Here is a 24,444-nt window from a genome sequence, read left to right on the forward strand (position 1 = left end):
ACCGAGTAGGAGAAAGCCGTGACTGCAAGCAAAGTCACCGCCGCGATCGTCGGGTCCGGCAACATCAGCACCGACCTGCTGTACAAGCTGCTGCGTTCGGACAAGATCGAGCCGCGCTGGATGATCGGCATCGACCCCGATTCCGAGGGCCTCAAGCGCGCCCGCGGCCTGGGCCTGGAGACCTCCGCCGAGGGCGCGGACTGGCTGCTGGCGCTGCCGGAGAAGCCGGACCTGCTGTTCGAGGCGACCTCCGCGTACGTGCACCGCGCCTACGCGCCGAAGTACGCCGAGGCCGGCATCCGTGCCATCGACCTCACCCCGGCCGCCGTCGGCCCCGCTGTGATCCCGCCGGTCAACCTCGACACCCTGCGTGACGAGATGAACGTCAACATGATCACCTGCGGTGGCCAGGCCACGATTCCGATGGTGCACGCGGTGTCCCGCGTCGTGCCGGTCGACTACGCCGAGATCGTGGCGTCGGTGTCCTCGGTGTCCGCCGGTCCCGGTACCCGCGCCAACATCGACGAGTTCACCAAGACCACCTCGGCCGGTGTCATGAACATCGGTGGCGCCAAGCGCGGCAAGGCGATCATCATCCTGAACCCGGCCGAGCCGCCGATGATCATGCGCGACACCATCTTCTGCTCCATCCCCGAGGATGCCGACCGCGACGCGATCACCGAGTCGGTGCACCGCATGGAGAAGGCCATCCAGGAGTACGTGCCCGGTTACCGCCTGCTCAACGAGCCGCAGTTCGACGAGCCGTCGCTGGTTTCCGGCGGCATGGCGAAGGTGTCGATCTTCGTCGAGGTCGAGGGCGCGGGCGACTTCCTGCCGCCGTACTCGGGCAACCTCGACATCATGACCGCGGCCGCCACCCAGGTGGGCAATGTGCTGGCCGACCAGATCATCTCGGCTCGGGTGTAAGGAGTACCGACAGTGAGCAATTCGAACATTCTCAAGCCGTTCTCCGCGGACCTCGACGTCCGGGTGACCGACACGTCGCTGCGCGACGGCTCGCACCACAAGCGCCACCAGTTCGTGGTGGAAGAGGTCCGTGACATCGTCGCCGCCCTCGACAACTCCGGCGTGCCGGTCATCGAGGTCACCCACGGTGACGGCCTCGGCGGTTCCTCGTTCAACTACGGGTTCTCGAAAACCCCTGAGCAGGAACTGATCAAGGTCGCGGCCGAGACCGCCAAGCAGGCCAAGATCGCCTTCCTCATGCTGCCGGGCGTCGGCGTCAAGGAAGACATCAAGATCTCGCAGGACAATGGCGCGAGCATCTGCCGCATCGCCACCCACTGCACCGAGGCCGACGTCTCGATCCAGCACTTCAACATGGCGCGCGACCTCGGCCTCGAGACCGTCGGCTTCCTGATGATGGCGCACTCCACCACCCCGGAGAACCTCGCCAAGCAGGCCCGCATCATGGCCGACGCCGGCTGCCAGTGCATCTACGTCGTCGACTCCGCCGGCGCGCTGGTGCTGGAGCAGGTCTCCGACCGTGTCTCCGCCCTGGTCGCCGAGCTCGGCAATGACGCGCAGGTCGGCTTCCACGGCCACGAGAACCTGGGCCTCGCGGTCGCGAACTCGGTGTACGCCGTGCGCGCGGGCGCCACCCAGATCGACGGCAGCGCGCGTCGTTTCGGCGCGGGCGCGGGCAACCTGCCCGTCGAGGCCTTCATCGGCGTCTGCGACAAGCTCGGCATCAAGACCGGCGTCGACTTCTTCGCCATCACCGACGCCGCCGAGGACGTCGTCCGCCCGGCCATGCCGAGCGAGTGCCTCCTCGACCGCCAGGCCCTCATGATGGGCTACGCGGGCGTCTACTCCTCCTTCCTCCGCCACGCCGAGCGTCAGGCCGAGCGCTACGGCGTCTCCGCGGCCGAGATGCTCGTCCGCGCCGGCCAGCGCAAGCTGGTGGGTGGCCAGGAAGACCAGCTCATCGATATCGCCCTGGAGCTCCAGCGCGAAAAGGAGAAGTCGGCCGCCAACGCCTGACCTACGCTCTCCCCTGGGCCGCAACCGAACTCGGTTGCGGCCCAGTGCCGTTTCAAGGTCGGTCGTTTCCAGGGCGCGTGGCGGAGCGGGCGGCGATGCGGCCGCGGTTCTCGCGGGCGAATTGTCCGGGGGGCTGGCCTTTCCAGGCGCGGAAGGCGGAGGTGAAGGCGGAGACGCTGGCGTAGCCGAGGCGCTGTGCGGCCTGTTCGACGGTCATGCCGGTGACGAGGAATTCCTCGGCCAGCAAACCGACCGTTTCGGTTGAAAGTTCGCGGAATGTGGTGCCCTCATCGGCGAGACGGCGGCGCAATGTTCGGACGCTGATGTCCAATTCGGCGGCTATGTGCGATTGGTCGGCTATTCCTCCGCATGCGATGAGCAGGTGCCGGACGCGAACACTGACGCCCTGGCGGTGTTTTCGGCGTTGCAGGAGTTCTGCGCACTGGCGTTCATAGAAGCGGGCGGTCGCGACATTCGCCTGCGGCAGTGGGAGTTTCTGAATACTGGACGGTCCGGTGAGCACTGAACGCTGCGCGTCGAAGACCACTTCCTCGACGCCGAGCACGGCCCCGAACATCTCGTAGACCGGATGCGGCGGGAAGGCCACCGCCACCCGGGTGATGGGCGGGCGCAGCGGCATCACGTCCCGCTGAATCGTCCAGATGGCGGCCACATCCCGCTCCACCGCGAAACGCCGCAGGTCGGCGGGCACGCCGCTGTCGTCGCGGATGATCGAGACGTCGTCGCCGGTGACGACCAGGTGGTGCCGCGCCACGGTGAACGACAGGTCCGCGTAGCGCAGGGCCAGATCGACGGCCTCGCGCACGGTCGGGCAGCTCATCATGGCGAAACCGAGGACGCCGAGACTCGGTGGATGACAGAGCAATCCGGCCATAAGCCCCATACCGGGCTCATCCCCGACACCGGCCACAACATTGCGCATCAGGGCCAGCTCCTGAGCGAGGCTGATCTCGGCGGCCGCATCGATCAGTCACGCTCGCGAATTCCGGTGTGGCGCAGCAGATCAGCGGCGGCCAGGCCCCGACCGACCGCGAATTCGACAAGGAGCGCCGCGCTGGTGATGGAGCGCGATTGGGCATGACCGTCCGCCACCTCGAAATAGTCGCAAACATTCAGCGTGCCGCGCGGCGGAACGACCGGGGAAGTTGCTGAAAGCGGCCGAAATTCGATTGTTCCTGACCCAGGACACGCTGGAGGCGTAACGTTTCAGGGCATACGGTGAATATCTAGCTAACCAACTGAATATCTCGCTGACTACATCCGATAGACATGGAGAAGGTGAACGAATGGCCGCCTGGCAAGTGTTCACGGCCACCCTCGCAACGCTCGTGGTCACGGCAATCGCCATCATGAGCTTGCACCACCCCCACGAGGATCCGGATCGGCTCTCAGTGGATCGGATCCGCGATCGAATCACCAAGGAGCACAACGCTTTGGCGTTGGCTGCCACCGCACCATCCTCCTGGTCGCACCTCGCCCCCGATCACCCCCTGGGCGTCCAGGAAGCCCACCGCACCATGCAGCAGCACCGCCGCTGCCCGGTCGCCGAATGTCAGCGCAAAGCCGCGGCATTCCGGGCGCTCATCGACGCCGGCCGGATCAAGCCGACCCGGATGCCGCCCGCGCTCCAATAGTTCCCGCCCACAGTGGATTCCGTCCTGCTCGCATCCTGCCGGGAGCTCAGAGACCGGTGAGGTAACCGGGCGGGACGGCGGCCACCAGCCAGACCCCATTGGCGCTGACCCGGAACTCGTGTCCGTCGCGGTGCATCGCGGCGGCGTCCACGGTCAGCACGAGGGGTCGGCCTCGACGTGAACCGACCTTGACGGCGGTCTCGGTATCCGCCGACAGATGGACGTCGTGGCGGCGCATGGGTCGAAGGCCCTCGGCGCGAATTCCGGGCAGGGCCGCGGCAACGGTGCCGTGGTAGAGCAGTGCGGGCGGCGTGGTCGCCCGGTACTCCAGGTCAACGTCGACACTGTGCCCCTGACTCGCGCGAATCCGGGTCCCCGTCGCGTCGAATTCGAAGCGGCGCTTGTTGTTCCGTGCCACCACCTCGTCCAGTTCGGGCCGCGTGACGGTGCGGCCGTGCCGGGCCAGTCCCGCCAGCAGCGCGGTGACGTCCACCCAACCGGCCGAGTCCAGGGTGAGCCCGATCGCCTCGGGTGCGTGCCGCAGATGCCGGGACAGCCGCTTGGAGGTCCGGACGAGTTGTTGCTCGTTCATGCGATAGTCGTTCATGGTCGCGAGTGAAGCAGTCCCGCACGCGAATTCGAAGCGATTTTCGCCGCGACGCTAGGCGGCCGGGTCGCTCGACAGCCCGCGCACCAGCATGGCGTACAACGCGATCACGGCGAACGGCGCGAGGATCGGCACCCAGGTCAGTCCGGCGGGCAGCACGGTCGCCGCCCCGGCCGCCACGGTGAACAGGAGCGCGCCCGCGACCGACGGAATCGTGGTGGGCACCACGCCCGCCGGGGCCGACACGGTGGCGATGTTCAGCAGGTAGGTGGTGGCCACCAGCCCGATGCCGCCCGCGACCAGCGCCCCGGTGCCGACCCAGGCCAGCGCCGCCATGGCGGCCAGCACGGCCAGCACCGCGCAGACCCGCCAGCGCCAGCCCGCCGCGGCCAGCACCGCCACCGGCAGTGCGGCCCAGGGCAGGACGACGGCCACCGCGCCCGCGAGCAGGACGCCGGACAGTACGGCCAGGAACTTCGTCATCGGCGGACCCTCACGGTGCGGCGGTGTTCGGGCAGCAGCCGCATCACCTGGTCGAGCCGGGTGTCCTCGGGCCAGGGCACGATGTCGACGCCGACGGTGCCCATGTCGCGGTACATGGAGGTGCGTTCCAGCTGCCACATGCGGGCGAGCGTATTGTCCAGGCCCTCGCCGAACGGCGGCCCGCGCAGCACGTCGATCACCACCACGACGTGGCCGCGTTTGCGCAGATCGATGAGGGCCAGGGCGAATTGGGTGTCGAGCAGCGTCGAGAAGGCGACGATGACCGCGCCGATCGGGACCGCCGAGTGCGGGGCCAGCGAGCCCTGCATGCCGAGATGCTCGTCGCCGACGTCGAGGACCGCGTCCACGATGCGATAGAACTGGCGGCGGCCGATATCGGGTCGCAGCCAGCGCGGGTTGCGGCCCAGGCACACCACCGCGGTGCGGTCACCGGCCTGCAGCGCGGACTGCGCCACCTGGGCGGCGCCGCGCACCGACAGCTCCAGCGACTCCGAGGCCGGGCCGGGGGCCTGCATCGAGGTGTCCACCAGCACCACCACGTCCGCGGCCCGGTTGGTGAAGCGTTCGGTCACGAACAGCTGCCCGCGCCGCGCGCTCACCGGCCAGTTGACGGTACGCAGCTGGTCGCCCGGGGTGTAGGCCCGGATATCGGCATACTCCACGCCGGGCCCGTGCCGCCGGGTCAGGTGCGAACCCATGCGTTCGGGAAGTTCGGTGCGCGGCAACCGCATCCGCTGCGGGTCGGTGATCGGGTAGATGTACAGCTCCCCCGCGGGCAGCCGCACCGAGGCCACCGCCAGTCCGGCGGGGCTGAGCGCGGTGATCCGCATCGGCACCGGGTACCGGCCCCAGCGCGCCGCCGACAGCGCCAGCCGCAGCCCGGCCGGGGAGACGCCGGAGTCGACCGTCTCCTCGACGTGGATCTCCATGTCCGGCAGGGGTTCCGGGTGCAGCCGCAGCAGCGCGTGACCACTCTCCACGAAGGCGGCGGCGGTCAGCACCACCTCCTCGGTCTCGAAACAGCGCAACACCCCGGACCCGTCGATCTGGATCCGGGTGCGCGACTGCTGCAAGGGCGCCGAGGCCAGTACTCCGAGCATGGGCGCGGCGAACACCACCAGCTGCCATTTGCCCAGGGTCACCGCCAACACCAGGGCGAGCGCCGACACCGCGGCGAGCATGAACACCAACGGCGCGGGCCGCCAGCGCAGTTCGGCCTCGACGGAGGCGGTGGTGTCGCGATGCTTCATGCGTGCCTCAAGCGGTGGTGGCGCGCGGGACGGGCAGGCGGCGCAGCAGTTCGGAGATGACGTCCTCGCCGCGGATGCGACGCACCCACATCTCGGGGCGCAGCGTGATGCGGTGCGCCATGGCGGGAATGGCCAGCGCCTTCACGTCCTCGGGGACCACGTAGTCGCGGCCTTGCAGCAGGGCGCGGGCGCGGGCCATCTGCACCAGGTCGAGTTCGGCGCGCGGGCTGGCGCCGACCTCCACCTGCGGGTGGCCGCGGGTGGCGGAGGCGAGCGAGACCACGTAGCCGACCACATCGGGGTGCACGGTCACGAATTCGACGGACTGCCGCATCTCCAGCAGGCCCTCGGCGTCCACCACCTGCCCGATCTGGGCGGGTTGCGTGCCGCGTTCGAGGCGGCGGCGGATCATGTTCATCTCGTCGTTCTCCGACAGGTACCCGAGCCGCAGCTGCATGGCGAAACGGTCGAGCTGGGCCTCGGGCAGCGGGTAGGTGCCCTCGTACTCGATCGGGTTGTCGGTGGCGAAGACGATGAAGGGGTTCGGCAGCGGGAAGGTCTCACCGTCGATCGAGACCTGGCCCTCGGCCATGGCCTCCAGCAGCGCGGCCTGGGTCTTGGGCGGGGTGCGGTTGACCTCGTCGGCCAGCAGCATATTGGTGAACACCGGGCCGCGCCGGAAACTGAAACGGCCCGAATGCATGTCGTAGATGGTGGAGCCGATCAGGTCGGCGGGCAGCAGGTCCGGGGTGAACTGCACTCGGGTGAAGTTCAGCCCGAGCGCGGTCGCGAAGGACCGCGCGATCAGGGTCTTGCCCAGGCCGGGCAGATCCTCGATCAGGATGTGGCCGCCGGACAGCACCGCGATCATGATCAGCTGCAGCTCGTCCCGCTTGCCGACCACGACCCGGGATACTTCGCGCAGTACGGCGTCGGTGCGCTTGATGGTCACGTCCATCGGTGATGTCATGGCAACTCTCGCATCTCATCTCACATGTCTTGTAGCCGACGCAGGATCTCGTCGAGGGCTTCACGGCCGGGTGCGCGATTGACCTCGTCGCGCAGCGCCGAGTTGGCCGGGTCCACCCACCGCCACAGTTCGGGGCCGAACTGCAGCTGTCCCGCCACCTCGAGGGCCCGGCGGTTCTTGTTCATCCGATGCCCGCTGGTCAGCTCGAATTCCTTGGCCAGCAACGGCCGCAGGTGCCGGTCCCAGTCGGCGCGGGTGCCGTCGGACCGGTCGGCCAGCATCGTGGCGCGCGCCTGCCAGCGGCGCAGCATCTCGACGGGGCCGTTGTCGATGTCGTTGTCCTCCTCGACGGGGGCGAGCCGCCGCGACCGCTCGACCAGCGTCCACACCAGCAGTCCGAGTGCGCCCGCCACCGGAATGCCGGTGAGCAACGGCAGCAGATCGCGCTGATTGCCGAGCGCGACGAATTCGAACACCACCACCAGCACCACCGCGCCGGTCACGATCGCGCCCCGATTCATGGCCGATCCCCCGTTCGGTCCCACCAGATCTCCCACGCCACAACAGCTTTCATGCGGCCAGCCCCTGAAGATCTGCCAATACGATACGCAGCAGCTGCTCGGCCCGCATCCGCTGCCATTCCAGCATGGAGTGCGGACTGAACCGCGCCTCCTCGAACAGCGACACCAGTTCCCGCGCCGAGGCGTCGTGCAGGAAGCCGCGGTCGAAGGCTCGCGCCAGCACCTCGGACGGGGTGTCGGAGGCCAACGGCGCGACCTCCCGCGCCTGCGCCAGACCGCTTTCCATGGCCACGTAACAGGCGATGATGGCCGTGCGCGGATCCTGTCCGGGCGCGATCATGGCGGCCAGGCCCATCTCGGCCACCTTGGCCAGCGAGACCGCCTCGGTGGGGCTGGGCTGCGGCAGCGGAGTGCGGGTCAGGGCGGGACGGCGGTTCGAGTTGACCGCCACCACGACCAAGCCGGTCATGGCGATCAGCACCAGCACGGTGGCGGTGATGCCGACCAGCAGCAGCGCGGTGCCGCTCAGCGACGGCTCCGGCACCGAGTCCGCCGAGGGCGCGGTGGTTTCCAGCGGTTCCGTGGTGCCGGGCGTCGCGGTGGGCTGGGTTCCGCTCTCGTCGTGCCGTCCGGGGGTCACCAGGTAGATCGACAGCACCGCGGTCACGATCAGCGCCAGCGCCGCGACGCCGACCACCACCAGCAGCCCGAGCCGTCGCAGTCCCGGGACGCGCACCAGGTTCTCGCGATCGGGTTCGGGCATGGCGAGCGGCAGCCGGTGCCGACTGTTGATCACACCCGCCACCAGGATCACCATCGAGACCAGCAGCAGCACCGGCATCAATGCCAGCGACACCGCCGACGACGGATGCGGCGCCGCGGGTCCTCCGGTTCCCGGAAGGTACCCGCGCAGTGCGACGACAGCCAGCACGACGAGACCGATCAGTGCGATCGTCCGCGTTGCCACCGTCCCCACCCCAGTCACGACCACTCCTAACCAGAGTCCAGCAGAAACAGGCACATAGTTACATGCCAAGCGGTTCGTCAGGACCAAAATCGGGAAGCTGGAATCACATACCCGCCGCGCATAAATCCCCCACCTGCGCGGCGAACATCACCAGCCCCGAAAACCCAGGTCATCCCGGGCGCGCCGGGCAGCCGACGCGCAACCCCACTTATCACCATCGGTGGTGGATCGCGGGCGCCGCGGCCCGCCCGCGAGATCGAACGGGCGGTGCCGGAGCGGGACCGGGAGGGCCGGAATCGACAGCGGTCAGGCCGTGCGGCGCACCCGGGCGCGCAGGCGTGTCAGCGGCGACGGCTGCGGCAGGGCGCGGGCCGGTTCGGCCACGTCCCGCACCGCCGTCGGACCCGGGTAGGAGCTCCCGGCCGGAGCGCCGACCGCGCCGGCGGCCGTCCGCGGCTCCACCAGGCGGCCCAGGGCGCGGAAGTCCCAGCCCGCGGCCAGCCACGGCTCGGGGTCCAGGGTGTTGCGGGCGTCGATGATCACGCGCCCGCGCGCGACCGCGCGCAGGAAACCGGGGTCCAGCTCCCGGAATTCCCGCCACTCGGTCAGGTGCAGCACCACGTCCGCCTCGTGCAGGGCGGCGGCCGGGGTGGCCGCGAACACCAGCTGCGGCGCCACCGCGCGCGCCGGAGCCGTCGCGGCCGGGTCGAAGACGGTCACCTCGACGCCCGCCGCGTGCAGCCGCCGCGCCACGTCCAGGGCCGGGGAGTCGCGCACGTCGTCGGAGAGCGGCTTGAAGGCCGCGCCCAGGATGCCCACCCGGCCGGTCGGCCGGTGCTCGCCGCCCAGCAGTTCGAGGGTCTCGCGCACCACACGCTCGCGGCGGCGCAGGTTCACCGCGTCGACGTCGCGCAGGAACGCCACCGACTCCCCGGCGCCGAGCTCGGTGGCGCGGGCGATCAGGGCGCGCACGTCCTTCGGCAGGCAGCCGCCGCCGTAGCCGAGACCGGCGCCCAGGAACTTGCGGCCGATCCGGTCGTCGTGGCCCAGCGCGTCGGCCAGCAGGGTCACGTCCGCGCCGGTCAGATCGCACAGCTCGGCCATGGCGTTGATGAACGAGATCTTGGTCGCCAGAAAGGCGTTCGCGGACACCTTGATCAGTTCCGCGGTCGGCAGGTTGGTGATCACCACCGGCGATCCCCCGGCGATGGGGGTGGCGTAGACCTGCCGCAGCGCCCATTCGGCGTCCGGGGTGGTCACGCCGAACACCAGCCGGTTCGGGTGCAGGGTGTCGTGGACGGCGTGCCCCTCGCGCAGGAACTCCGGGTTCCAGGCCAGATCCACCGAGATGCCCTCGGGAGCCAGCTCGGCGATGCGCGCGGTGAGCGCCTCGGCGGTGCCCACCGGCACCGTGGACTTGCCGACGATCAGGCAGTTGCGGGTCAGGTGCGGCACCAAGCCGTCCAGCGCGCTGTAGAGCTGCGACAGGTCCGCGGCCCCGTTCACGCCGGGCGGCGTTCCCACACAGAGGAAGTGGACGTCGGCGAACTCGGCGGCCGCGACCAGCGAGGTGCCGAAGCGCAGGCGGCCGTTGGCCACGTGCCCGGCCAGCAGGTCCGGCAGGCCGGGTTCGTGGAAGGGCACCCGCCCGGCCGACAGCGCCGCGGCCTTGGCCGGGTCGTTGTCCACCCCGAGCACGTCGAATCCGAGTTCGGCCATGCCCGCGGCGTGGGTGGCGCCCAGGTAGCCGGTGCCGATGACGGAGATGCGCAGCATCAGGATGCCTCCTTGGCAGCCGGGACCTCGCCCGGCACCGGGTCGGACCGCAGCGCCGAATCGGGCTGCGCGCGTTCCGCGATCACCTCGCGGTAGTGGCGGATGAGCAGGTCGTTGACCGCGGCCCAGGAGCGGTCGCGCACGCTGCGCACCGCGGTGGCCGCGGTCTGCTCGCGCAGCCGGTCGTCCTCGACCAGGCGGCGCACCAGGGCGGTCATGGCATCGGCGTCGCCGGGCGGGTAGAGGAATCCGGCGCCGGGCGTGATCACGTCGATCGGGCCGCCGGACTTGGGCGCGACCACCGGTACCCCGGAGGCCAGCGCCTCCTGCGCTGCCTGGCAATAGGTTTCGTGGCGGCCGGTGTGCACGAAGACGTCCAGCGAGGCGTACGCGGCGGCGAGTTCCTCACCGTGCAGGAGGCCGAGGAATTCCGCGTCCGGCAGCAGCTTGCGCAGCCGCTTCTCCTCCGGGCCGCCGCCCACGATGACCAGCCGCACACCGGCCAGCGGGCGCAGCGCGGCGAGCAGCTCGAGCTCTTTCTCCGGCGCGAGCCGTCCGATGTAGCCGACCAGCGCTTCACCGTTGGGGGCCAGGCGCTTTCGCAGCTTCTCCGAGCGGCGGAAGGGCCCGAACTGCTGCAGGTCCACGCCGCGCGGCCAGCGACCCAGGCCTGGGATGCCCATCAGCTCCAGCTGGCGCAGGCTGGCGGTGGAGGGCGCGAGGGTGCGGTCCACCCGCAGGTGGATGCGGCGGGTCAGCGCGGTCATCGCGCGCACGCCGCCGGGTAGGTCGTAGCGCAGCGCGAAACCCACCAGATCGGTCTGATAGATGGCGACCGTCGGAATCCCGAGTTCGCCCGCGACCTTGGCCGCCTGATAGCCCAGTGTGGCCGGGGAGGCGATGTGCACGACGTCGGGCCGGAATTCGCGCATGATCTTGCGCAGCCGCCGGCGGGTCTCGAGCCCGATCCGGAAGTCCCGATAGAACGGCAGCCGGGCTCCGCGCACCACGTGCACGCGGAACCCGGCGTATTTCGCCGGTCCGGTCGGGGCCACCAGTGTGGCTTCGTGACCCTTGGCGGCCAGATGATCCAGCACCCGCCGCACGGAGTTGGTCACGCCGTTGACCTGGGGAAGAAAGGACTCGGCGACAACCAACACCCGCAAGCGGGCGCTGTTCCGGATATGGGGGCTACTCGGTCTGCTCGGGTTCCGCGGCGCGGAATCCCTTGCCTGCTCGCGGATTCGCATCGGTCCCCTCCGGTTCGGTGCAGCTCCTGACGCCACGGTAGGAAGCGGCCCGAAACCCGAGCCCCCCTCCGCATGGCCGGGACGTGAACCGTGCGCGTCGATCTCCCCGGCCAGTTCACCGGGGCTTCGCCGAACGGCTATCGAGCCTCGAGATTGGCCGGTTCCCGCAGCTCGCCGAGGCGGCTGAGGGTGCGGTAGAGATCGGGAACCCGCCGCACCTCACCGCCGAGTTCGGCCAGCGGGACCTCCGCGAACACCGACAGTTCGAGGTCGGCGTCGTAGAGCACGTCGACCAGGTTCACGAAGCGCATCACCCAGTCCGGCGGGACCGTGCCCAGCGGCGGGACGTCGCACACCACCCAGGTGTGGAGGTCGGCGGTGAGTTCGAGGAAATCGGCGGCCGACACCGGGATGCCGCACAGTTCCGCGAAATCGACGGTGATCACGCCGTTTTCGATCGTGCGGGCGTGCAGCTGCCGGTGGGCGACCGGAAGGTCCACGGCCCCGGTCTCGGGGCACGCGCCGACCACGTAGTGCCCGGCCGCGAATCCGGTGTGCCGCCCGCCGAGCGTGCGGTAGTCGGTCGGCCCGTTCACCGACACCACGTCGAGGTGCTCGAGGATGCGGTCGATGGTCGGCGCGAACAGGGGGTGCAGGTAGGGATTGGGCAGCAGGTCGTGCGGCGGGTAGTTCGAAGTCACCACCAGCGTGATGTGCCGGGCGAACAGGGTGTCCAGCAGCCGGGCCACCAGGCGGGCGTCGCCCGAGTCGTGGACGTGGAATTCGTCGAAGCAGATCAGCTCGGCGTCGCCCAGCAGCGCGGCGGCCGAGGCGTCGATACTGCCGTATTCGTGGATGCCCGCGTTCAGCCGCGCGAAGAAGGCGTGGAAGTGGTAGCGCCGCTTGCGCGTCGTTCGCACGGACTCGAAGAAGCGGTTCATCAGCATGGTCTTGCCGCGGCCCGGCCCGCCGTACAGATAGAGCCCGCGCGGCCCGTGCTGCCCGACAGGGAACCGCCACCGCTTGCCCACCCGGGCGGCGATGGCGTCCAGCCGTTCGGCGGCGTGCCGCTGGTCGGCATCGAGCACGATCTCCGGGGTTTCCATGACGACCTCCCTGCATCCTCTACTGCCGTAGAGCGTCCTCTATAGTTGTAGAGGATCGCGAAGCCGCAGAGGAGCGAAAGTGACCACTCCCACAACCGATCGGCGCAGTCTCATCGTGGACAGCGCCATAGATCTCATTGCCGCCCAAGGACTCCGGGCCCTCACCCACCGGGCCCTGGACACCGCGCTGGAACTCCCCGCGGGCTCGACGTCGTATTACTTCCGCACCAAACGCGCGCTCATCGAGGCTGTCGTGGACCGCATCACCACTCGCTCCCGCACCGATTTCACGGCCGGACAAAGCGGTCTGATCACCCCCGCGGCACTGCCGGGCACCCGCGAGGACATCGACCTGGACGCGCTCGCGACCGGCATCGCGGGCTGGCTGGACCACCTACTGGCACATCGCCGCAACCATCTGATCGCGCGGCAGGCGCTCATTCTCGAACTGCTCGGCGACACCGAACTGCGGCCACGACTGGTGCGCAGCCTCTTCTCCCACCAGCACGCCACCGGCCTGTTCGAAAGCTTGGGCGCGGCCGAACCCGCCACCGCCGCAGCCGATTTCATCGCGGTCATCGAGGGCTTGGTCTTCGACCGCTTCGCCGGCGCCCGCACCGAGATCACACCGGGCACCGCGGCGAGCGTCGCGCAACTGAAAGGCGTACTCGCCGTTCAGCTCAGAGGTTCTTCGTAATCGTGATCCGGGTGTCCGGCCACGGCGGCCGCTTGATCACGGCCGCGGTCGCGAACGCCGCCGCGATCAGCCCGGTGAGCACGCCGAGCAGCGCGACCCTCTCACCGTTGGTGGTGCACACCCACTCGACGTTCCCGCCGCTGACCACGAACACGCCGCGCGCTCGCGGCCCGAAAAGGCCGGGCTCGGTCACGGTGATGACCGTGGTCCCGTCCGGCGTCTCGTGCGGCTCCCCGAATACCGGCGTGCCACCCAGCGGCGACAGCTCGTTCAGACGGTCTCGCAAGGTCATGACAAACCCTTCCCCACAGGCGAATCCCGTCCCAATGTACGCCGCCCACGGAAATGCAGAAGTCCACCGGCGCGTCAGCGCCGGTGGACTTCCGGTCCCCTCTTCGCGAGGTCACCCCTCGAATCGAGGTCGGGTTCGATCGAGGTCAGTTGGCGGTGAGCACCAGGCCCGAGGTCGGGACGCCGGTGCCGGCGGTCACCACGATGTTCTCCAGGCCCTGGACCTGGTTGACCGAGGTGCCGCGGATCTGGCGGACGCCCTCGGCGATGCCGTTCATGCCGTGGATGTACGCCTCACCGAGCTGGCCGCCGTGGGTGTTCAGCGGCAACCGGCCGCCGATCTCGATGGCGCCGTCGGCGATGAAGTCCTTGGCCTCACCGCGACCGCAGAAGCCCAGCTCCTCGAGCTGCATCAGCACGAAGGGGGTGAAGTGGTCGTACAGGATGCCCGCCTGCATGTCCTCCGGACGCAGACCGCTCTGCGCCCACAGCTGGTCGCCGACCAGGCCCATCTCCGGCAGACCCGTCATACCGTCGCGGTAGTAGCTGGTCATGACGTACTGGTCCGCACCCGAGCCCTGGGCGGCGCCCGCGATCAGCGCGGGCTTGTTGGGCAGATCCTTGGCCCGCTCCGCGGAGGTGATGACGATGGCCACGCCGCCGTCGGTCTCCTGGCAGCAGTCCAGCAGGTGCAGCGGCTCCGCGATGTAGCGCGAGGCCTGGTGCTCCTCGAGGGTGATCGGCTTGCCGTAGAAGTGGGCCGCCGGGTTCACCGCCGCGTGCTTGCGGTCGGCCACCGCGATGCGGCCGAAATCCTCACTGCGCGCGCCGTACACGTGCATGTAGCGGCGGGCCACCATGGCCACCTGCGCGGCCGGGGTGCCCAGGCCGTGGGTGTAGGAGAAGCCGTTGTCGACGCCCGAGGAGCTCGGGTTGCCGGTCGCCAGGTGAGTGGCGAACTGGCCGAAGCGGTTTCCGGAGCGCTCGTTGAACGCGCGGTAGGCCACGACGACATCCGCGATCCCGGTCGCCACCGCCATGGCGGCGTGCTGCACGGTCGCGGCGGCCGCGCCACCGCCGAACGGGATGTTGGAGAAGAACTTCAGGGACGGGATACCGGTGGCGCGCGCGACGGCGGCCTGGGTATTGGTGTCCATGGTGAAGGTCGTCAGGCCGTCCACGTCGGCGGGGGTCAGGCCCGCGTCGGCGAGGGCGGCGGTGACCGCCTCGGCGGCCAGACGCAGTTCACTGCGGCCGGAGTCCTTGGAGAAGTCGGTCGCGCCGATGCCGACGATCGCGGCTTCGCGGCTCAGCCCGGTCACTGTGCCTCCTGCAGGGAGATAACGGCTTTCGCCGTGATGTGGTCGCCGAGCGAATCCTTGCCGACCACGTCGATGGTGACGGTCGAGCCCTCGACGGCCGAGACGGTGCCGGACAGGGTGAGGGTGTCACCCGCGTACAGCGGCACGCCCAGGCGCAGCGACAGCGACTTGACGATGGCCGTGGGCCCCGCCCAGTCGGTCACGAACCGCTGCACCAGACCGGTGTCGGTGAGGATATTGACGAAGATGTCCTTGGAGCCGCGCGCCAGCGCCTTGTCGCGGTCGTGGTGCACGTCCTGGAAGTCGCGGGTGGCCAGCGCCGTCGACACGATGAACGTGGTGTCGGCGTGGATCACCAACTCCGGCAACGTGGTTCCGACCTGGACGGCCGACAGTTCGACTGTTGTCATTTGACGGCCTTCCAGTAGGGCACGGTGTTGTCGTCGTCGAGCTTCAGGAACGCGGCCTCGACCGGCATGCCGACCGCGACGTCGGCCGGGTCGACCCCGGTCAGCTCGCCGAGCATGCGCACGCCCTCTTCCAGCTCGACCAGGGCGATCACGTACGGCAGCTGCCGTCCCGGCACGCGCGGGGCGTGGTGCACCACGAAGCTGAAGACGGTGCCGCGACCCGAGGCCACCACGTAGTCGGTCTGCTCGGAGTGGTGCTTCCACAGCGCCGGAACCGGCGGATGCTGCAGCGAGCCGTCGGGCCGCTGCTGGATGCGCAGCTCCCCGGCTTTGACGCCCTCCCAATAGAACTCGGTGTCCTTGGAGACGGTCGGCCGCACGCGCTTGGCGAGATCCTCGGCCGAGACGCCTTCGGACTCCTTGGGGGCCTCGGTCTTTCCGGTCCCGGGCGCGAACTTCAGCATCCGGAACTTCATCTCGGTGACCAGTTCGTCGCCCACGTACCAGTTGGTGAGGTAGGTGGTGAACCAGCCGTCGCCGAGCCCGGTCTTCTTGGGGCCCACGATGTCACCGATGCTGGACCGCACCGTCACCTGCTCGCCGAGCTGCAGGTAGCGATGGTAGACCTGCTCGCAGTTGGTGGCGACCACCGAGGTGAAACCGGCCGCGTCGAACAGCTCGTTGGTGCGGGTCATCGGGTCGTCGTCGGCGCGGACGCCGCCCAGGCCCAGCATGGTCCACACCTGCGCCATGGCCGGCGGGGCCACGATGCCGGGGTGCCCGGCCGCCCGCGCGGCGGCCTCGTCCACGTAGATCGGGTTGGCGTCGCCGAGGGCCTCGACCCAGTTGTTGATCATCGGCTGGTTGATCGGGTCGCGGCCCGCGCGGGGCGCGGACTCGCCGTCGGCCTTGATCTTCTCCAGGCCGTCGCGGATCTCGTCGGCCGTGAAACTCTTCGTCACGCTCTGCTCCTCTGCGATCTAGCGCGGCACCCGCGGCAGCCGCAGGCCCATCTGAGCGATCAGCTCGCGCATGACCTCGTTGACACCGCCACCGAAGGTCACCACCAGGTTCTGCTTGGTGCGGCGGTCCAGCCAGACCAGCAGTTCCGCGGTGGCCGGGTCGGCGGGATCACCGAAGCGGCCCACGATCTCCTCGGCCAGGCGGCCGGCTTCCTGCAGCGCCTCGGTGGAGAACACCTTGGTCGCCGAGGCGTCGGCGATCACGTCGCGCGGATCGGCGTCGGGGCGTTCCATATTGGACGCCACCTGCCAGTTCAGCAGTTCGTTGAGCCGGGTCATGGCGTGCAGGCGGCCCAGCGAGCGGCGCACCTCGGCCTGACCGAGCACGCCCTGCTTCTGCGCCCACTCGCGCACCCGCTCGTAGAGCTGCTCGATCTTGCCGGACGGGCCCAGGCTGACCCGCTCGTGGTTGAGCTGGGTGGTGATCAGCTTCCAGCCGCCGTCGACCTCGCCGACGATCATGTTCGCGGGGACGCGGACATTGTCGAAGTAGGTGGCGTTGGTGTGGTGCGCGCCGTCGGCGGTGATGATCGGCGTCCAGGAGTAGCCCGGGTCCTTGGTGTCCACGATCAGGATCGTGATGCCCTTGTGCCGGGACTCCACGGTGCCGGTGCGGACGGCCAGCCAGACGTAGTCGGCCTCGTGCGCGCCGGTGGTGAAGATCTTCTGGCCGTTGACGATCCAGTCGCCGTTGGCGTCACGCACCGCGGAGGTGCGCAAGGCCGCCAGGTCGGTGCCGGCGTCCGGCTCGGAGTAGCCGATGGCGAAATGCACGTCACCGGTGAGGATTCCGGGCAGGAACTTCTGCTTCTGCTCCTCGGTGCCGAACGACTGCAGCGCCGGGCCCACGGTCAGCAGGGTCACCAGGGGCACGGGCACATCGGCCCGGACCGCCTCGTTGTAGAAGATCTGCTGTTCCAGCGGACCGAAGCCCTGGCCGCCGTACTCCTTGGGCCAGCCGACGCCGAGCTTGCCGTCGCGGCCCATGCGCTTGACCACCGCGCGGTAGGCGTCGCCGTGCCGGTTCACCAGCATCTCGGCCTCCTCTTCGGGAGTCACGAGACCGGTGAAGTACGAGCGCAATTCGTCGCGCAGTTGCCGCTGTTCCGCGGTCAGTTCGATGAACATCTGGCTCCCAAACGGTCCAGCCGGAACGATTCGCCGCCGAGCCAGCGGGCGATGTCCTTGGCCTGTGAGTAGTAGCGGTGCAGCGGGTGGGTGATGTCGACGCCCAGGCCGCCGTGCAGGTGGTGACACTGCTGCATGGCCGCGGGCAGTTCCGAGGCCACCGTGTACGCCAGCACGTCGAGATCGTCGTCGATCCGCTCCAGGTGCTCCGCGCTGGGGTCTTCCTGGGCGAGCGCCCAGGCCGCCGACAGCGCGACCGCGTGCAGGGTCCGCGAGACCACGTACACATCGGCGATCTGCTGCGCGACCGCCTGGAATTCGGCCAGCGCGCGGCCGAACTGCTGACGAGTGCGCACGTGCTCGGCGGTCAGCCGGACGACGCCCCCGAGCAGGCCGTCGGCCACCGAGCCCAGGCCCGCCAGCGCGTACCGGTGCAGCTCGGTCAGGCCGCCCGGCAGCAGCTGCTCGGCCGGAATCGCGACGCCGTCGAAGCGGACCGAGAACTCCGGCACGCCATCGGACGTCGGGCTCGCGGTGCGGGTGATGCCGGCGGCGTCACCGTCGACCACCGCCAGGCCGCTGTCGGTGGGCACCAGGATCCAGCGCGCGGTGTCCGCGTAGGGCACCGCCACCTTGGCGCCGGTGACGCGCACGGTCGCGCCGTCGCTCACCGCGGTGGTCTCGGGCTTCACCGTGAACGGCGCGCCGGTCTCGTGCAGGGCCGCGGTCAGCACCGCGCCCTCGGCCACGGCCGGGAACACCTTCTCCGCCAAGGCATCCGGCAGGCCGATCGCCTTCAGCGGCAGCACCCCGAACGCGAGGGTGGCCAGGGCGGGCACCTGCGCGGCGTCGGTGGCCAGCTCGGTGAGCATGGCCGAGACCTCGAGCAGACCCATATCGTCGCCGCCGAAGCGCTCGGGCAGCGGCACGGCCAGCAGACCGCTCTCCGCGATGATGGGCCAGAGCGCGGCATCGCGTGCGCTTTCACGCTCCAGCAAACTTACGACAACCTCGGCGACAGCGTCCTGGCTCTCGTCCCTGGTGAAGTCCAATTCAAAGCTCCCGGTTGAGTGTGGGCTAGCTGCTCGACTCGCGAGGCAGCCCGAGAATCCGTTCACCGGCGACGGTCAACAGAATCTGTTCGGTACCGCCAGCAATCGACAAACAGCGTGTGAGCAGGAATTCCTTCACCACAGGGGTTTCCAGAGCGCCCGCGACACCGGACAATTCGACGGCGAACTCGGCCACCGCCTGCCGGTGCCTGACACCGACCAGTTTGCGCACACTGCTCTCCGCGGCGGGGTCCCCGCCGGTCAGCAGCTTCCGGGCCGCACGGGCCTCCAACAATGTTCCCGCAACCGACTCCGCGACGAGACCGCCGAGCCGATCCGCGACCAGTTCGGCGCCCGGGCCCGAGACCGGCGCGGCGGCGATCAACGCCTCCAGCTCGTCGCCGATTCCCTTGCCGCCCATGGCCACCCGCTCCGCCGACAGCGTCGAGCGCGCGATCTTCCAGCCATTGCCGAGCTCGCCGACCAGGCAGTCGTCCGGCACGAAGACGTCGTCGAGGAACACCTCGTTGAAGCGCGCCTCGCCGGTGATCTCCACCAGCGGCCGGATGTCCAGCCCGGCGCTCTTCATGTCGACCAGGAAGTAGCTGATGCCCTTGTGCTTCGGCGCGGACGCGTCGGTGCGGGCCAGGCAGATACCCCAGGTGGCGCGATCGGCCAGCGAGGTCCACACCTTCTGACCGCGCAGCTTCCAGCCGCCCTCGACCCGCTCGGCCACCGTGCGCAGCGCCGCCAGGTCCGAACCGGCGCCCGGCTCGGAGAAGAGCTGGCACCAGATGACCTCGCCGGTCAGCGTGGGCAGGGCGTAGCGCTCGATCTGCTCGGGAGTGCCCCACTGCAGCAGGGTCGGGATCGCCCAGTTGGCGATCGCGATGTCCGGCAGCGTGATCCCGGCCTTGCGGACCTGATCGTCGAGGCGGGTGCGCAGCAGCGGGCCGGCGCCGCGACCGTAGGGCGCGGGCCAGTGCGCGGCGATCAGTCCGGCCTCGGCCAGCGCCGGCCGCTGTTCGGCCTCGGGCAGGGCCGCGATCTTGGCCAGGTCGGCCTCCAGCACGGCCGCCTCGGCGGCGTCCAAACCGCCCGTCTCCCACTCCGATTCGGCCTCGCCGCCCAGGTCGATGCCGACGGTGCGGCGCACGCCCGCCAGGGTGAGCTCGGCGACCCGGGCCCGCCAGCGCGCGGTGCCGCCCAGCAGCTGCCGCAGCGCGGTGGCGCGGCGCAGGTACAGGTGGGCGTCGTGCTCCCAGGTGAAGCCGATGCCACCCAGGACCTGGATGCAGTCCTTGGCGTTCTCGACCGCGGCGTCAAGGGACATCGACAGCGCGACCGCGGCGGCCAGCGGGAGCTCGGCGCTCCCGGCGTCCGCGGCGGCGGCGGCATCGGCGGCCACCGCGCGAATCTGCTCGACCCGGCACAGCATCCAGGCGCAGATGTGCTTGACGGCCTGGAACTCGCCGATCCGGCGGCCGAACTGCTCACGCACCTTCGCGTATTCGGTGGCGGTCTCCAAAGCCCAGCCCGCGATGCCCGCCAGCTCGGCGGCGACCAGGGTGGCGGCCAGGTCCAGCACCGAGAAGCCGGGCTCGAACAGCCGGTCCGCGGCCACGGTGACATCGGCGACGACCACGCGGGACAGCGGCACGCTCTGGTCGATCGCATCCAGCGGCTCGACGGTCAGTCCGGCGGCGTCGGCGTCGATCAGCGCCCACAGGTGGCGGTCGCCGTCACGCACCGGAACCAGCACGGCGGTTCCCGGCGCGGCGCCAGGAACCGAGTCCCACGCGCCGGAGACCACGGCGCCCGAAGCGCTCGCCGAGATCGCGATTTCGCCCTCGAGCGCGACGCCGCATGGCGTAGTCTCGTCGAGCGCCTCGCCGACGACGAGACCTGCCAGCGCCGTCGCGAGAACCGGTCCGCCGACGAGGTCGTGCGCCGCCTGTTCGATCAGGACGGCCAGGTCCCCGACGGTACCGCCCGCGCCCCCGGCCTCTTCCGGAACCGCGACCCGGAAAACCCCGAGATCGGCCAGGCGCGGCCAGTATTCGTGCCAGAAATCTGGTGCGCCGGAACGCATTGTTGCAATTGGTCGCACTGCCGACGCCCATCCGCGCATCGACTCCTGGACGGCTTTATGCTCGTCAGTGGTGGCTATGGTCACAACCCCTACCTTCTTCCCGGCGTGACTTCCACTCCTAGAACATGTTCTAATGTTCGAGCCGGGCGGAAGTCAAGCGCCGTCCCGACGACGCGGTACGAACTCGTGCCCGGCGCGTGTCTGCCGGGTGAGATGAACCGAACGATTCGTGCGAAAGGACTTTCAACCGATGGCCAGTCCCTCCCGATCGCAGGCCGCCGACGGGGCGCCCGGTGGACGCACCGCGCCCGTCACCACCCTCAGCGAGGAGGATCTGAGCTCGGCGGCCCAGCGCGACCGGCGTAAACGCATCCTCGACGCGACCCTCGCACTCGCCTCCAAGGGCGGCTACGACGCGGTCCAGATGCGGGCCGTCGCCGAACGCGCGGACGTCGCCGTCGGCACGCTCTACCGGTACTTCCCGTCCAAGGTGCACCTGCTGGTGTCCGCCCTGGCCCGGGAGTTCGAGTCCTTCGAGGGCCGCCGCAAGCCGCTGGCCGGGGCCACCCCGCAGGAGCGCATGCACCTGCTGCTCACCCAGGTCACCCGGGCCATGCAGCGCGACCCGCTGCTCACCGAGGCCATGACCCGCGCCTTCATGTTCGCCGACGCGTCCGCGGCCGCCGAGGTCGATCGGGTCGGCAAGGTGATGGACCGGTTCTTCGCCCGCGCCCTGTCCGACGAGATCCCCAGCGACCGCCAGCTCGCCATCGCCCGCGTCATCTCCGATGTGTGGCTGTCGAATCTGGTCGCCTGGCTGACCCGTCGCGCGTCCGCCACGGACGTCACCGAGCGCCTGGAGCTGACCGTCGATCTGCTCATCGGCGGCGACAAGGAGTAGCGAACGCACTACTGCGTTCGCGAAGCGAGACGGGCTGCCCGGTCCGGAGAGCCGGGCAGCCCGTTGGCATTTCCGGGGTCCGAGTTTGCTGGAACAGCGCTGGTCAGCCGGGGTGAACAGCGAGCAACCCGGGTGTGTCTCACACAAGGCGCGAAGGACGCGAAAGTGTCTTGTAAACGCTATGTATCACCGCACACACGAGCGGGCAATCAAGACCCAGTAGCATCACTCGCGCCCTGAAAAATCTCCTCCGATCACTAGGTTGGATGCGTGAGCGCACAGGATTTGTCACTCGAACTGCGCCGTGCCCTGTCGGCTATCGCCCGCGTGCCACGGCTGCTGGTCGCTTCGGACTACGACGGGACCATCGCGCCCATCGTCTCCGACCCGGCCAAGGCCTATCCCCATCGAGAGTCGGTGAACGCCTTACGCGCTCTCGCCGGCCTCAGCGGCACCACGGCTGCCGTCATCTCGGGCCGCGCCCTGCGAGATCTCGCGGCGCTGTCGCGACTTCCGGTCGAGGTTCAGCTGATCGGTAGTCACGGTTCGGAATTCGATGTCGGCTTCGTGCACGCCATCGACAACGACGCGAAACAGCTACTGCAAGAGGTCACTACGACCCTGACGCAGATCGCTCAGGACAACCCGGGCGCCTCGGTCGAGATCAAACCCGCCAGCGTGGCCCTCCACGTCCGCAATGCCAGCCCCGAAATCGGCCGTCGCGCACTGGTTCAGGTGCGTCAGGGTCCGGCCAGCTGGGTCGGCGTGCAGACCACCGAGGGCAAGGAAGTCATCGAGCTCGCGGTCGTCGAGACCGACAAGGGCGCGGCCCTCGACATCGTCCGGCATCAGCAGGGCGCTTCCGCGGCGCTGTTCATCGGCGACGACGTGACCGACGAGAAGGCGTTCAAGCGCCTCTCCGGACCCGACGTCGGCATCAAGGTCGGCGACGGTGAATCCCTCGCGAAATACCATGTGGCCAGCACCGAGGAGGTGTCGAAGGCGCTGGCGTTCCTACTCGAGGAGCGCCGCACATGGTTGGCAGGTGCCTCGGCCCCTCGAATCGAGCGGCTGACCATGCTGGCCAGCCCTCGCTCCAAAGCCCTTGTCACACCGGACGGCACCATCACCTGGCTGTGCCATCCCGAACCCGACTCCGCCGCCGTCTTCGCCCATCTGCTGGGCGGACCGGGCGCGGGGCACTTCACCATTCAGCCCGAACGCGCGGGGCTGCCCCTGTCGCAGCGCTACGTCGACGGCACCATGACCGTCGAAACCCGTTGGTCCAGTTTGCAGGTCGTGGACTACCTGCCGCACGACGTGGTCCCCGAGCGCACCGACCTCACCCGGGTCATCACCGGTGACGCCAAGGCGGTCATCACCTTCGCGCCCCGGCCCGAATTCGGGCAGGTGCCGGTGCGGCTGATGCACGCCACCGGCGGGCTCAAGATCGAGGGCACCAACGATCCGATGGTGCTGCGCTCCCCGGGCGTCGAATGGGAGGTCATCGACGACGGCAACCACCACACCGCCCGCGCCGTCGTGGACCCGTCTCAGGGTCCGGTCGTGCTCGAACTGCGCTGCGGCACCTCCGATCTCGCGCCCGCCATGCGGCCCGAGGCGGACCGCCGCCGCGAAGCCGAACGCCACTGGGCGGAATGGGTCGGCACCCTGGAACTGCCGCCGCTCAAGCCCGACCTGATGAAGCGCTCCGCGCTCACCCTGCGCGGACTGGTGCACGCGCCGTCCGGCTCCATCCTGGCCGCGGCCACCACCTCGCTGCCCGAGGACATTGGCGGCGTGCGCAACTGGGACTACCGCTACTGCTGGCTGCGCGACGCCTCGCTGACCGCGTCCGCGCTGGTCTCGCTGGGCTCCACCGGCGAGGCCGAGGACCTGCTGGCCTGGGTGCACCGGGTGCTCGAGACGCTGCCCGGACCCGAGCGGCTGCACCCGCTGTACACCCTCTACGGCGAGACCCTGCCGCCCGAGGCCGTCATCGACCAGCTGCCCGGCTACGCCGGCTCACGGCCGGTGCGCGTCGGCAACGCGGCGAACATGCAGGTCCAGCTGGACGTGTTCGGGCCCATCGTGGACCTCATCTCGCAGCTCGCGCACACCCGGGAACGCCAGGGCATCAACGATCCCGCCAAGGCGCTGCCGGACGCGGACTGGGAACTGGTGCACGCCATGGTGTCCGCGGTGCAGCGGCGCTGGCGCGAAGCCGACCACGGCATCTGGGAGATCCGCGGCAATCCGCGCCACCACGTGTACTCGAAGGTGATGGGCTGGCTGACGGTGGACCGGGCGCTCACCCTGGCCAAGCAGTTCGGCCGCCCGGCCGACCCGGAGTGGGCGCCGCTGCGCGACAACATCGCCGACGAGGTCAAGGCCGAGGGCTGGAACGACGAAGTCCAGTCCTACACAGCGGCTTACGACGGCACCGACTTGGACGCCGCCACCCTGCACATCGGGTTGAGCGGGTTGATCGAGCCCTCCGACCCGCGCTTCGCGGCGACCGTGGTGGCCACCGAGGCGGAACTGCGCAGCGGGTCGACCGTGTACCGGTACCACCACGACGACGGGCTGCCCGGCGGCGAGGGCGGGTTCCACCTGTGCGCCGCGTGGCTGGTCGAGGCGTACCTGCTGATCGGCAAGCGGGAGGACGCGGAGGCGTTGTTCGCGCAACTGGTGGATGTGGCGGGACCGACCGGTCTGCTCTCCGAGGAGTACGACCCGGTCGCCGAACGCTCGCTCGGCAACCACCCGCAGGCCTACAGCCACCTCGGCCTGCTGCGCTGCGCGCAGTTGCTGAGCCAGCCGGTCGCGGCCTTCACCAGCCGCTGACCTGAGTATTCGATAGTTCTGAAAGGCCCGGAGAGCAGGTTGCTCTCCGGGCCTTTCGTGTCGCGGACCACA

Annotated in this window: 24 protein-coding genes; 6 read left to right on the top strand and 18 right to left on the bottom strand. The window is 69.6% G+C overall.

What is annotated here, in order from left to right:
- Positions 1-18: 18 nt before the first annotated feature.
- Both ACFRAQ_RS31365 and dmpG read left to right on the top strand, forming a co-directional pair.
- Positions 19-927 (top strand): acetaldehyde dehydrogenase (acetylating), encoded by a 909-nt coding sequence (locus ACFRAQ_RS31365; RefSeq protein WP_213558314.1) that lies wholly within the window; start codon positions 19-21, stop codon positions 925-927.
- Positions 928-939: 12 nt separating this feature from the next.
- Positions 940-2,004, top strand: a complete 1,065-nt coding sequence (gene dmpG / locus ACFRAQ_RS31370) for a 4-hydroxy-2-oxovalerate aldolase (RefSeq protein WP_246598189.1) — start codon at positions 940-942, stop codon at positions 2,002-2,004.
- Between the two features lie 52 nt (positions 2,005-2,056).
- Here the strand turns inward: dmpG and ACFRAQ_RS31375 are convergent, their stop codons facing one another.
- Together ACFRAQ_RS31375 and ACFRAQ_RS31380 are read right to left on the bottom strand one after the other, a co-directional pair.
- On the bottom strand, positions 2,057-2,995 hold the full coding sequence (locus ACFRAQ_RS31375) for an AraC family transcriptional regulator ligand-binding domain-containing protein (RefSeq protein WP_379106258.1): 939 nt from the start codon (positions 2,993-2,995) through the stop codon (positions 2,057-2,059).
- Positions 2,992-3,117 carry a hypothetical protein gene (locus tag ACFRAQ_RS31380; RefSeq protein ID WP_379106060.1) on the bottom strand — a complete coding sequence of 42 codons (126 nt, stop codon included), beginning with the start codon at positions 3,115-3,117 and terminating at the stop codon, positions 2,992-2,994. The genes ACFRAQ_RS31375 and ACFRAQ_RS31380 overlap by 4 nt, the downstream gene beginning before the upstream one ends.
- 194 nt (positions 3,118-3,311) lie before the next feature.
- Between ACFRAQ_RS31380 and ACFRAQ_RS31385 the strand changes: the two genes are divergently transcribed.
- Positions 3,312-3,659 (top strand): hypothetical protein, encoded by a 348-nt coding sequence (locus tag ACFRAQ_RS31385; RefSeq protein WP_379106062.1) that lies wholly within the window; start codon positions 3,312-3,314, stop codon positions 3,657-3,659.
- A 46-nt stretch (positions 3,660-3,705) separates the two neighbouring features.
- Here the strand turns inward: ACFRAQ_RS31385 and ACFRAQ_RS31390 are convergent, their stop codons facing one another.
- The 9 genes from ACFRAQ_RS31390 to zapE all read right to left on the bottom strand — a co-directional run bounded on the left by ACFRAQ_RS31390 (position 3,706) and on the right by zapE (position 12,610).
- Positions 3,706-4,266, bottom strand: a complete 561-nt coding sequence (locus tag ACFRAQ_RS31390) for an RNA 2'-phosphotransferase (protein WP_379106064.1) — start codon at positions 4,264-4,266, stop codon at positions 3,706-3,708.
- Positions 4,267-4,320: 54 nt separating this feature from the next.
- Positions 4,321-4,749 carry a hypothetical protein gene (locus tag ACFRAQ_RS31395; RefSeq protein ID WP_379106066.1) on the bottom strand — a complete coding sequence of 143 codons (429 nt, stop codon included), beginning with the start codon at positions 4,747-4,749 and terminating at the stop codon, positions 4,321-4,323.
- Positions 4,746-6,020 carry a DUF58 domain-containing protein gene (locus ACFRAQ_RS31400; RefSeq protein ID WP_379106068.1) on the bottom strand — a complete coding sequence of 425 codons (1,275 nt, stop codon included), beginning with the start codon at positions 6,018-6,020 and terminating at the stop codon, positions 4,746-4,748. Before ACFRAQ_RS31400 ends, ACFRAQ_RS31395 begins: the two co-directional genes overlap by 4 nt.
- Positions 6,021-6,027: 7 nt before the next feature.
- Positions 6,028-6,990 carry an AAA family ATPase gene (locus tag ACFRAQ_RS31405; protein ID WP_379106070.1) on the bottom strand — a complete coding sequence of 321 codons (963 nt, stop codon included), beginning with the start codon at positions 6,988-6,990 and terminating at the stop codon, positions 6,028-6,030.
- A 20-nt stretch (positions 6,991-7,010) separates the two neighbouring features.
- On the bottom strand, positions 7,011-7,511 hold the full coding sequence (locus ACFRAQ_RS31410; protein ID WP_379106072.1) for a hypothetical protein: 501 nt from the start codon (positions 7,509-7,511) through the stop codon (positions 7,011-7,013).
- Positions 7,512-7,560: 49 nt separating this feature from the next.
- Positions 7,561-8,478, bottom strand: coding sequence for a DUF4129 domain-containing protein (locus ACFRAQ_RS31415; protein WP_379106074.1), 918 nt, complete (start codon positions 8,476-8,478; stop codon positions 7,561-7,563).
- Positions 8,479-8,784: 306 nt separating this feature from the next.
- Complete coding sequence (locus tag ACFRAQ_RS31420) at positions 8,785-10,251, bottom strand: UDP-glucose dehydrogenase family protein (protein ID WP_379106260.1); 1,467 nt, start codon at positions 10,249-10,251, stop codon at positions 8,785-8,787.
- Between the two features lie 2 nt (positions 10,252-10,253).
- Positions 10,254-11,372 carry a glycosyltransferase family 4 protein gene (locus ACFRAQ_RS31425; RefSeq protein WP_379106076.1) on the bottom strand — a complete coding sequence of 373 codons (1,119 nt, stop codon included), beginning with the start codon at positions 11,370-11,372 and terminating at the stop codon, positions 10,254-10,256.
- A 269-nt stretch (positions 11,373-11,641) separates the two neighbouring features.
- Positions 11,642-12,610 (bottom strand): cell division protein ZapE, encoded by a 969-nt coding sequence (gene zapE / locus ACFRAQ_RS31430; protein WP_379106078.1) that lies wholly within the window; start codon positions 12,608-12,610, stop codon positions 11,642-11,644.
- Positions 12,611-12,689: 79 nt separating this feature from the next.
- Here zapE and ACFRAQ_RS31435 point away from each other — a divergent pair, with 79 nt between their 5' ends.
- Positions 12,690-13,307, top strand: coding sequence for a TetR/AcrR family transcriptional regulator (locus ACFRAQ_RS31435; protein WP_379106080.1), 618 nt, complete (start codon positions 12,690-12,692; stop codon positions 13,305-13,307).
- On the opposite strand, the gene ACFRAQ_RS31440 is transcribed toward ACFRAQ_RS31435, so the two are convergent.
- From ACFRAQ_RS31440 to ACFRAQ_RS31470, 7 genes are all read right to left on the bottom strand, one after another.
- A complete protein-coding gene (locus ACFRAQ_RS31440; RefSeq protein WP_379106082.1) occupies positions 13,291-13,599 on the bottom strand; it encodes a hypothetical protein in 309 nt (102 codons plus the stop codon). The two genes, ACFRAQ_RS31435 and ACFRAQ_RS31440, sit on opposite strands and share 17 nt — an antisense overlap.
- A 145-nt stretch (positions 13,600-13,744) precedes the next feature.
- A complete protein-coding gene (locus ACFRAQ_RS31445; protein ID WP_357275796.1) occupies positions 13,745-14,920 on the bottom strand; it encodes a lipid-transfer protein in 1,176 nt (391 codons plus the stop codon).
- Positions 14,917-15,330, bottom strand: a complete 414-nt coding sequence (locus tag ACFRAQ_RS31450) for a MaoC family dehydratase (RefSeq protein WP_357275795.1) — start codon at positions 15,328-15,330, stop codon at positions 14,917-14,919. The genes ACFRAQ_RS31445 and ACFRAQ_RS31450 overlap by 4 nt, the downstream gene beginning before the upstream one ends.
- Positions 15,327-16,292 (bottom strand): bifunctional MaoC family dehydratase N-terminal/OB-fold nucleic acid binding domain-containing protein, encoded by a 966-nt coding sequence (locus ACFRAQ_RS31455; RefSeq protein WP_379106085.1) that lies wholly within the window; start codon positions 16,290-16,292, stop codon positions 15,327-15,329. Before ACFRAQ_RS31455 ends, ACFRAQ_RS31450 begins: the two co-directional genes overlap by 4 nt.
- Positions 16,293-16,310: 18 nt before the next feature.
- Positions 16,311-17,480: an acyl-CoA dehydrogenase family protein gene (locus tag ACFRAQ_RS31460; protein WP_379106088.1), complete on the bottom strand. Its 1,170-nt coding sequence runs from the start codon at positions 17,478-17,480 to the stop codon at positions 16,311-16,313.
- Complete coding sequence (locus ACFRAQ_RS31465; RefSeq protein ID WP_379106091.1) at positions 17,465-18,532, bottom strand: acyl-CoA dehydrogenase family protein; 1,068 nt, start codon at positions 18,530-18,532, stop codon at positions 17,465-17,467. The genes ACFRAQ_RS31460 and ACFRAQ_RS31465 overlap by 16 nt, the downstream gene beginning before the upstream one ends.
- 25 nt (positions 18,533-18,557) lie before the next feature.
- Positions 18,558-20,708, bottom strand: a complete 2,151-nt coding sequence (locus ACFRAQ_RS31470; RefSeq protein ID WP_379106093.1) for an acyl-CoA dehydrogenase — start codon at positions 20,706-20,708, stop codon at positions 18,558-18,560.
- Between the two features lie 166 nt (positions 20,709-20,874).
- Here ACFRAQ_RS31470 and kstR point away from each other — a divergent pair, with 166 nt between their 5' ends.
- Positions 20,875-21,525, top strand: coding sequence for a cholesterol catabolism transcriptional regulator KstR (gene kstR, locus ACFRAQ_RS31475; protein WP_357087396.1), 651 nt, complete (start codon positions 20,875-20,877; stop codon positions 21,523-21,525).
- A gap of 270 nt (positions 21,526-21,795) precedes the next feature.
- Entirely contained in the window at positions 21,796-24,372 is a 2,577-nt protein-coding gene (otsB, locus tag ACFRAQ_RS31480; protein WP_379106095.1) for a trehalose-phosphatase, read from the top strand.
- Positions 24,373-24,444: the final 72 nt, after the last annotated feature.

Source organism: Nocardia sp. NPDC056611, assembly GCF_042792755.1.
In the GTDB taxonomy this organism is placed as follows: Bacteria; Actinomycetota; Actinomycetes; order Mycobacteriales; family Mycobacteriaceae; genus Nocardia.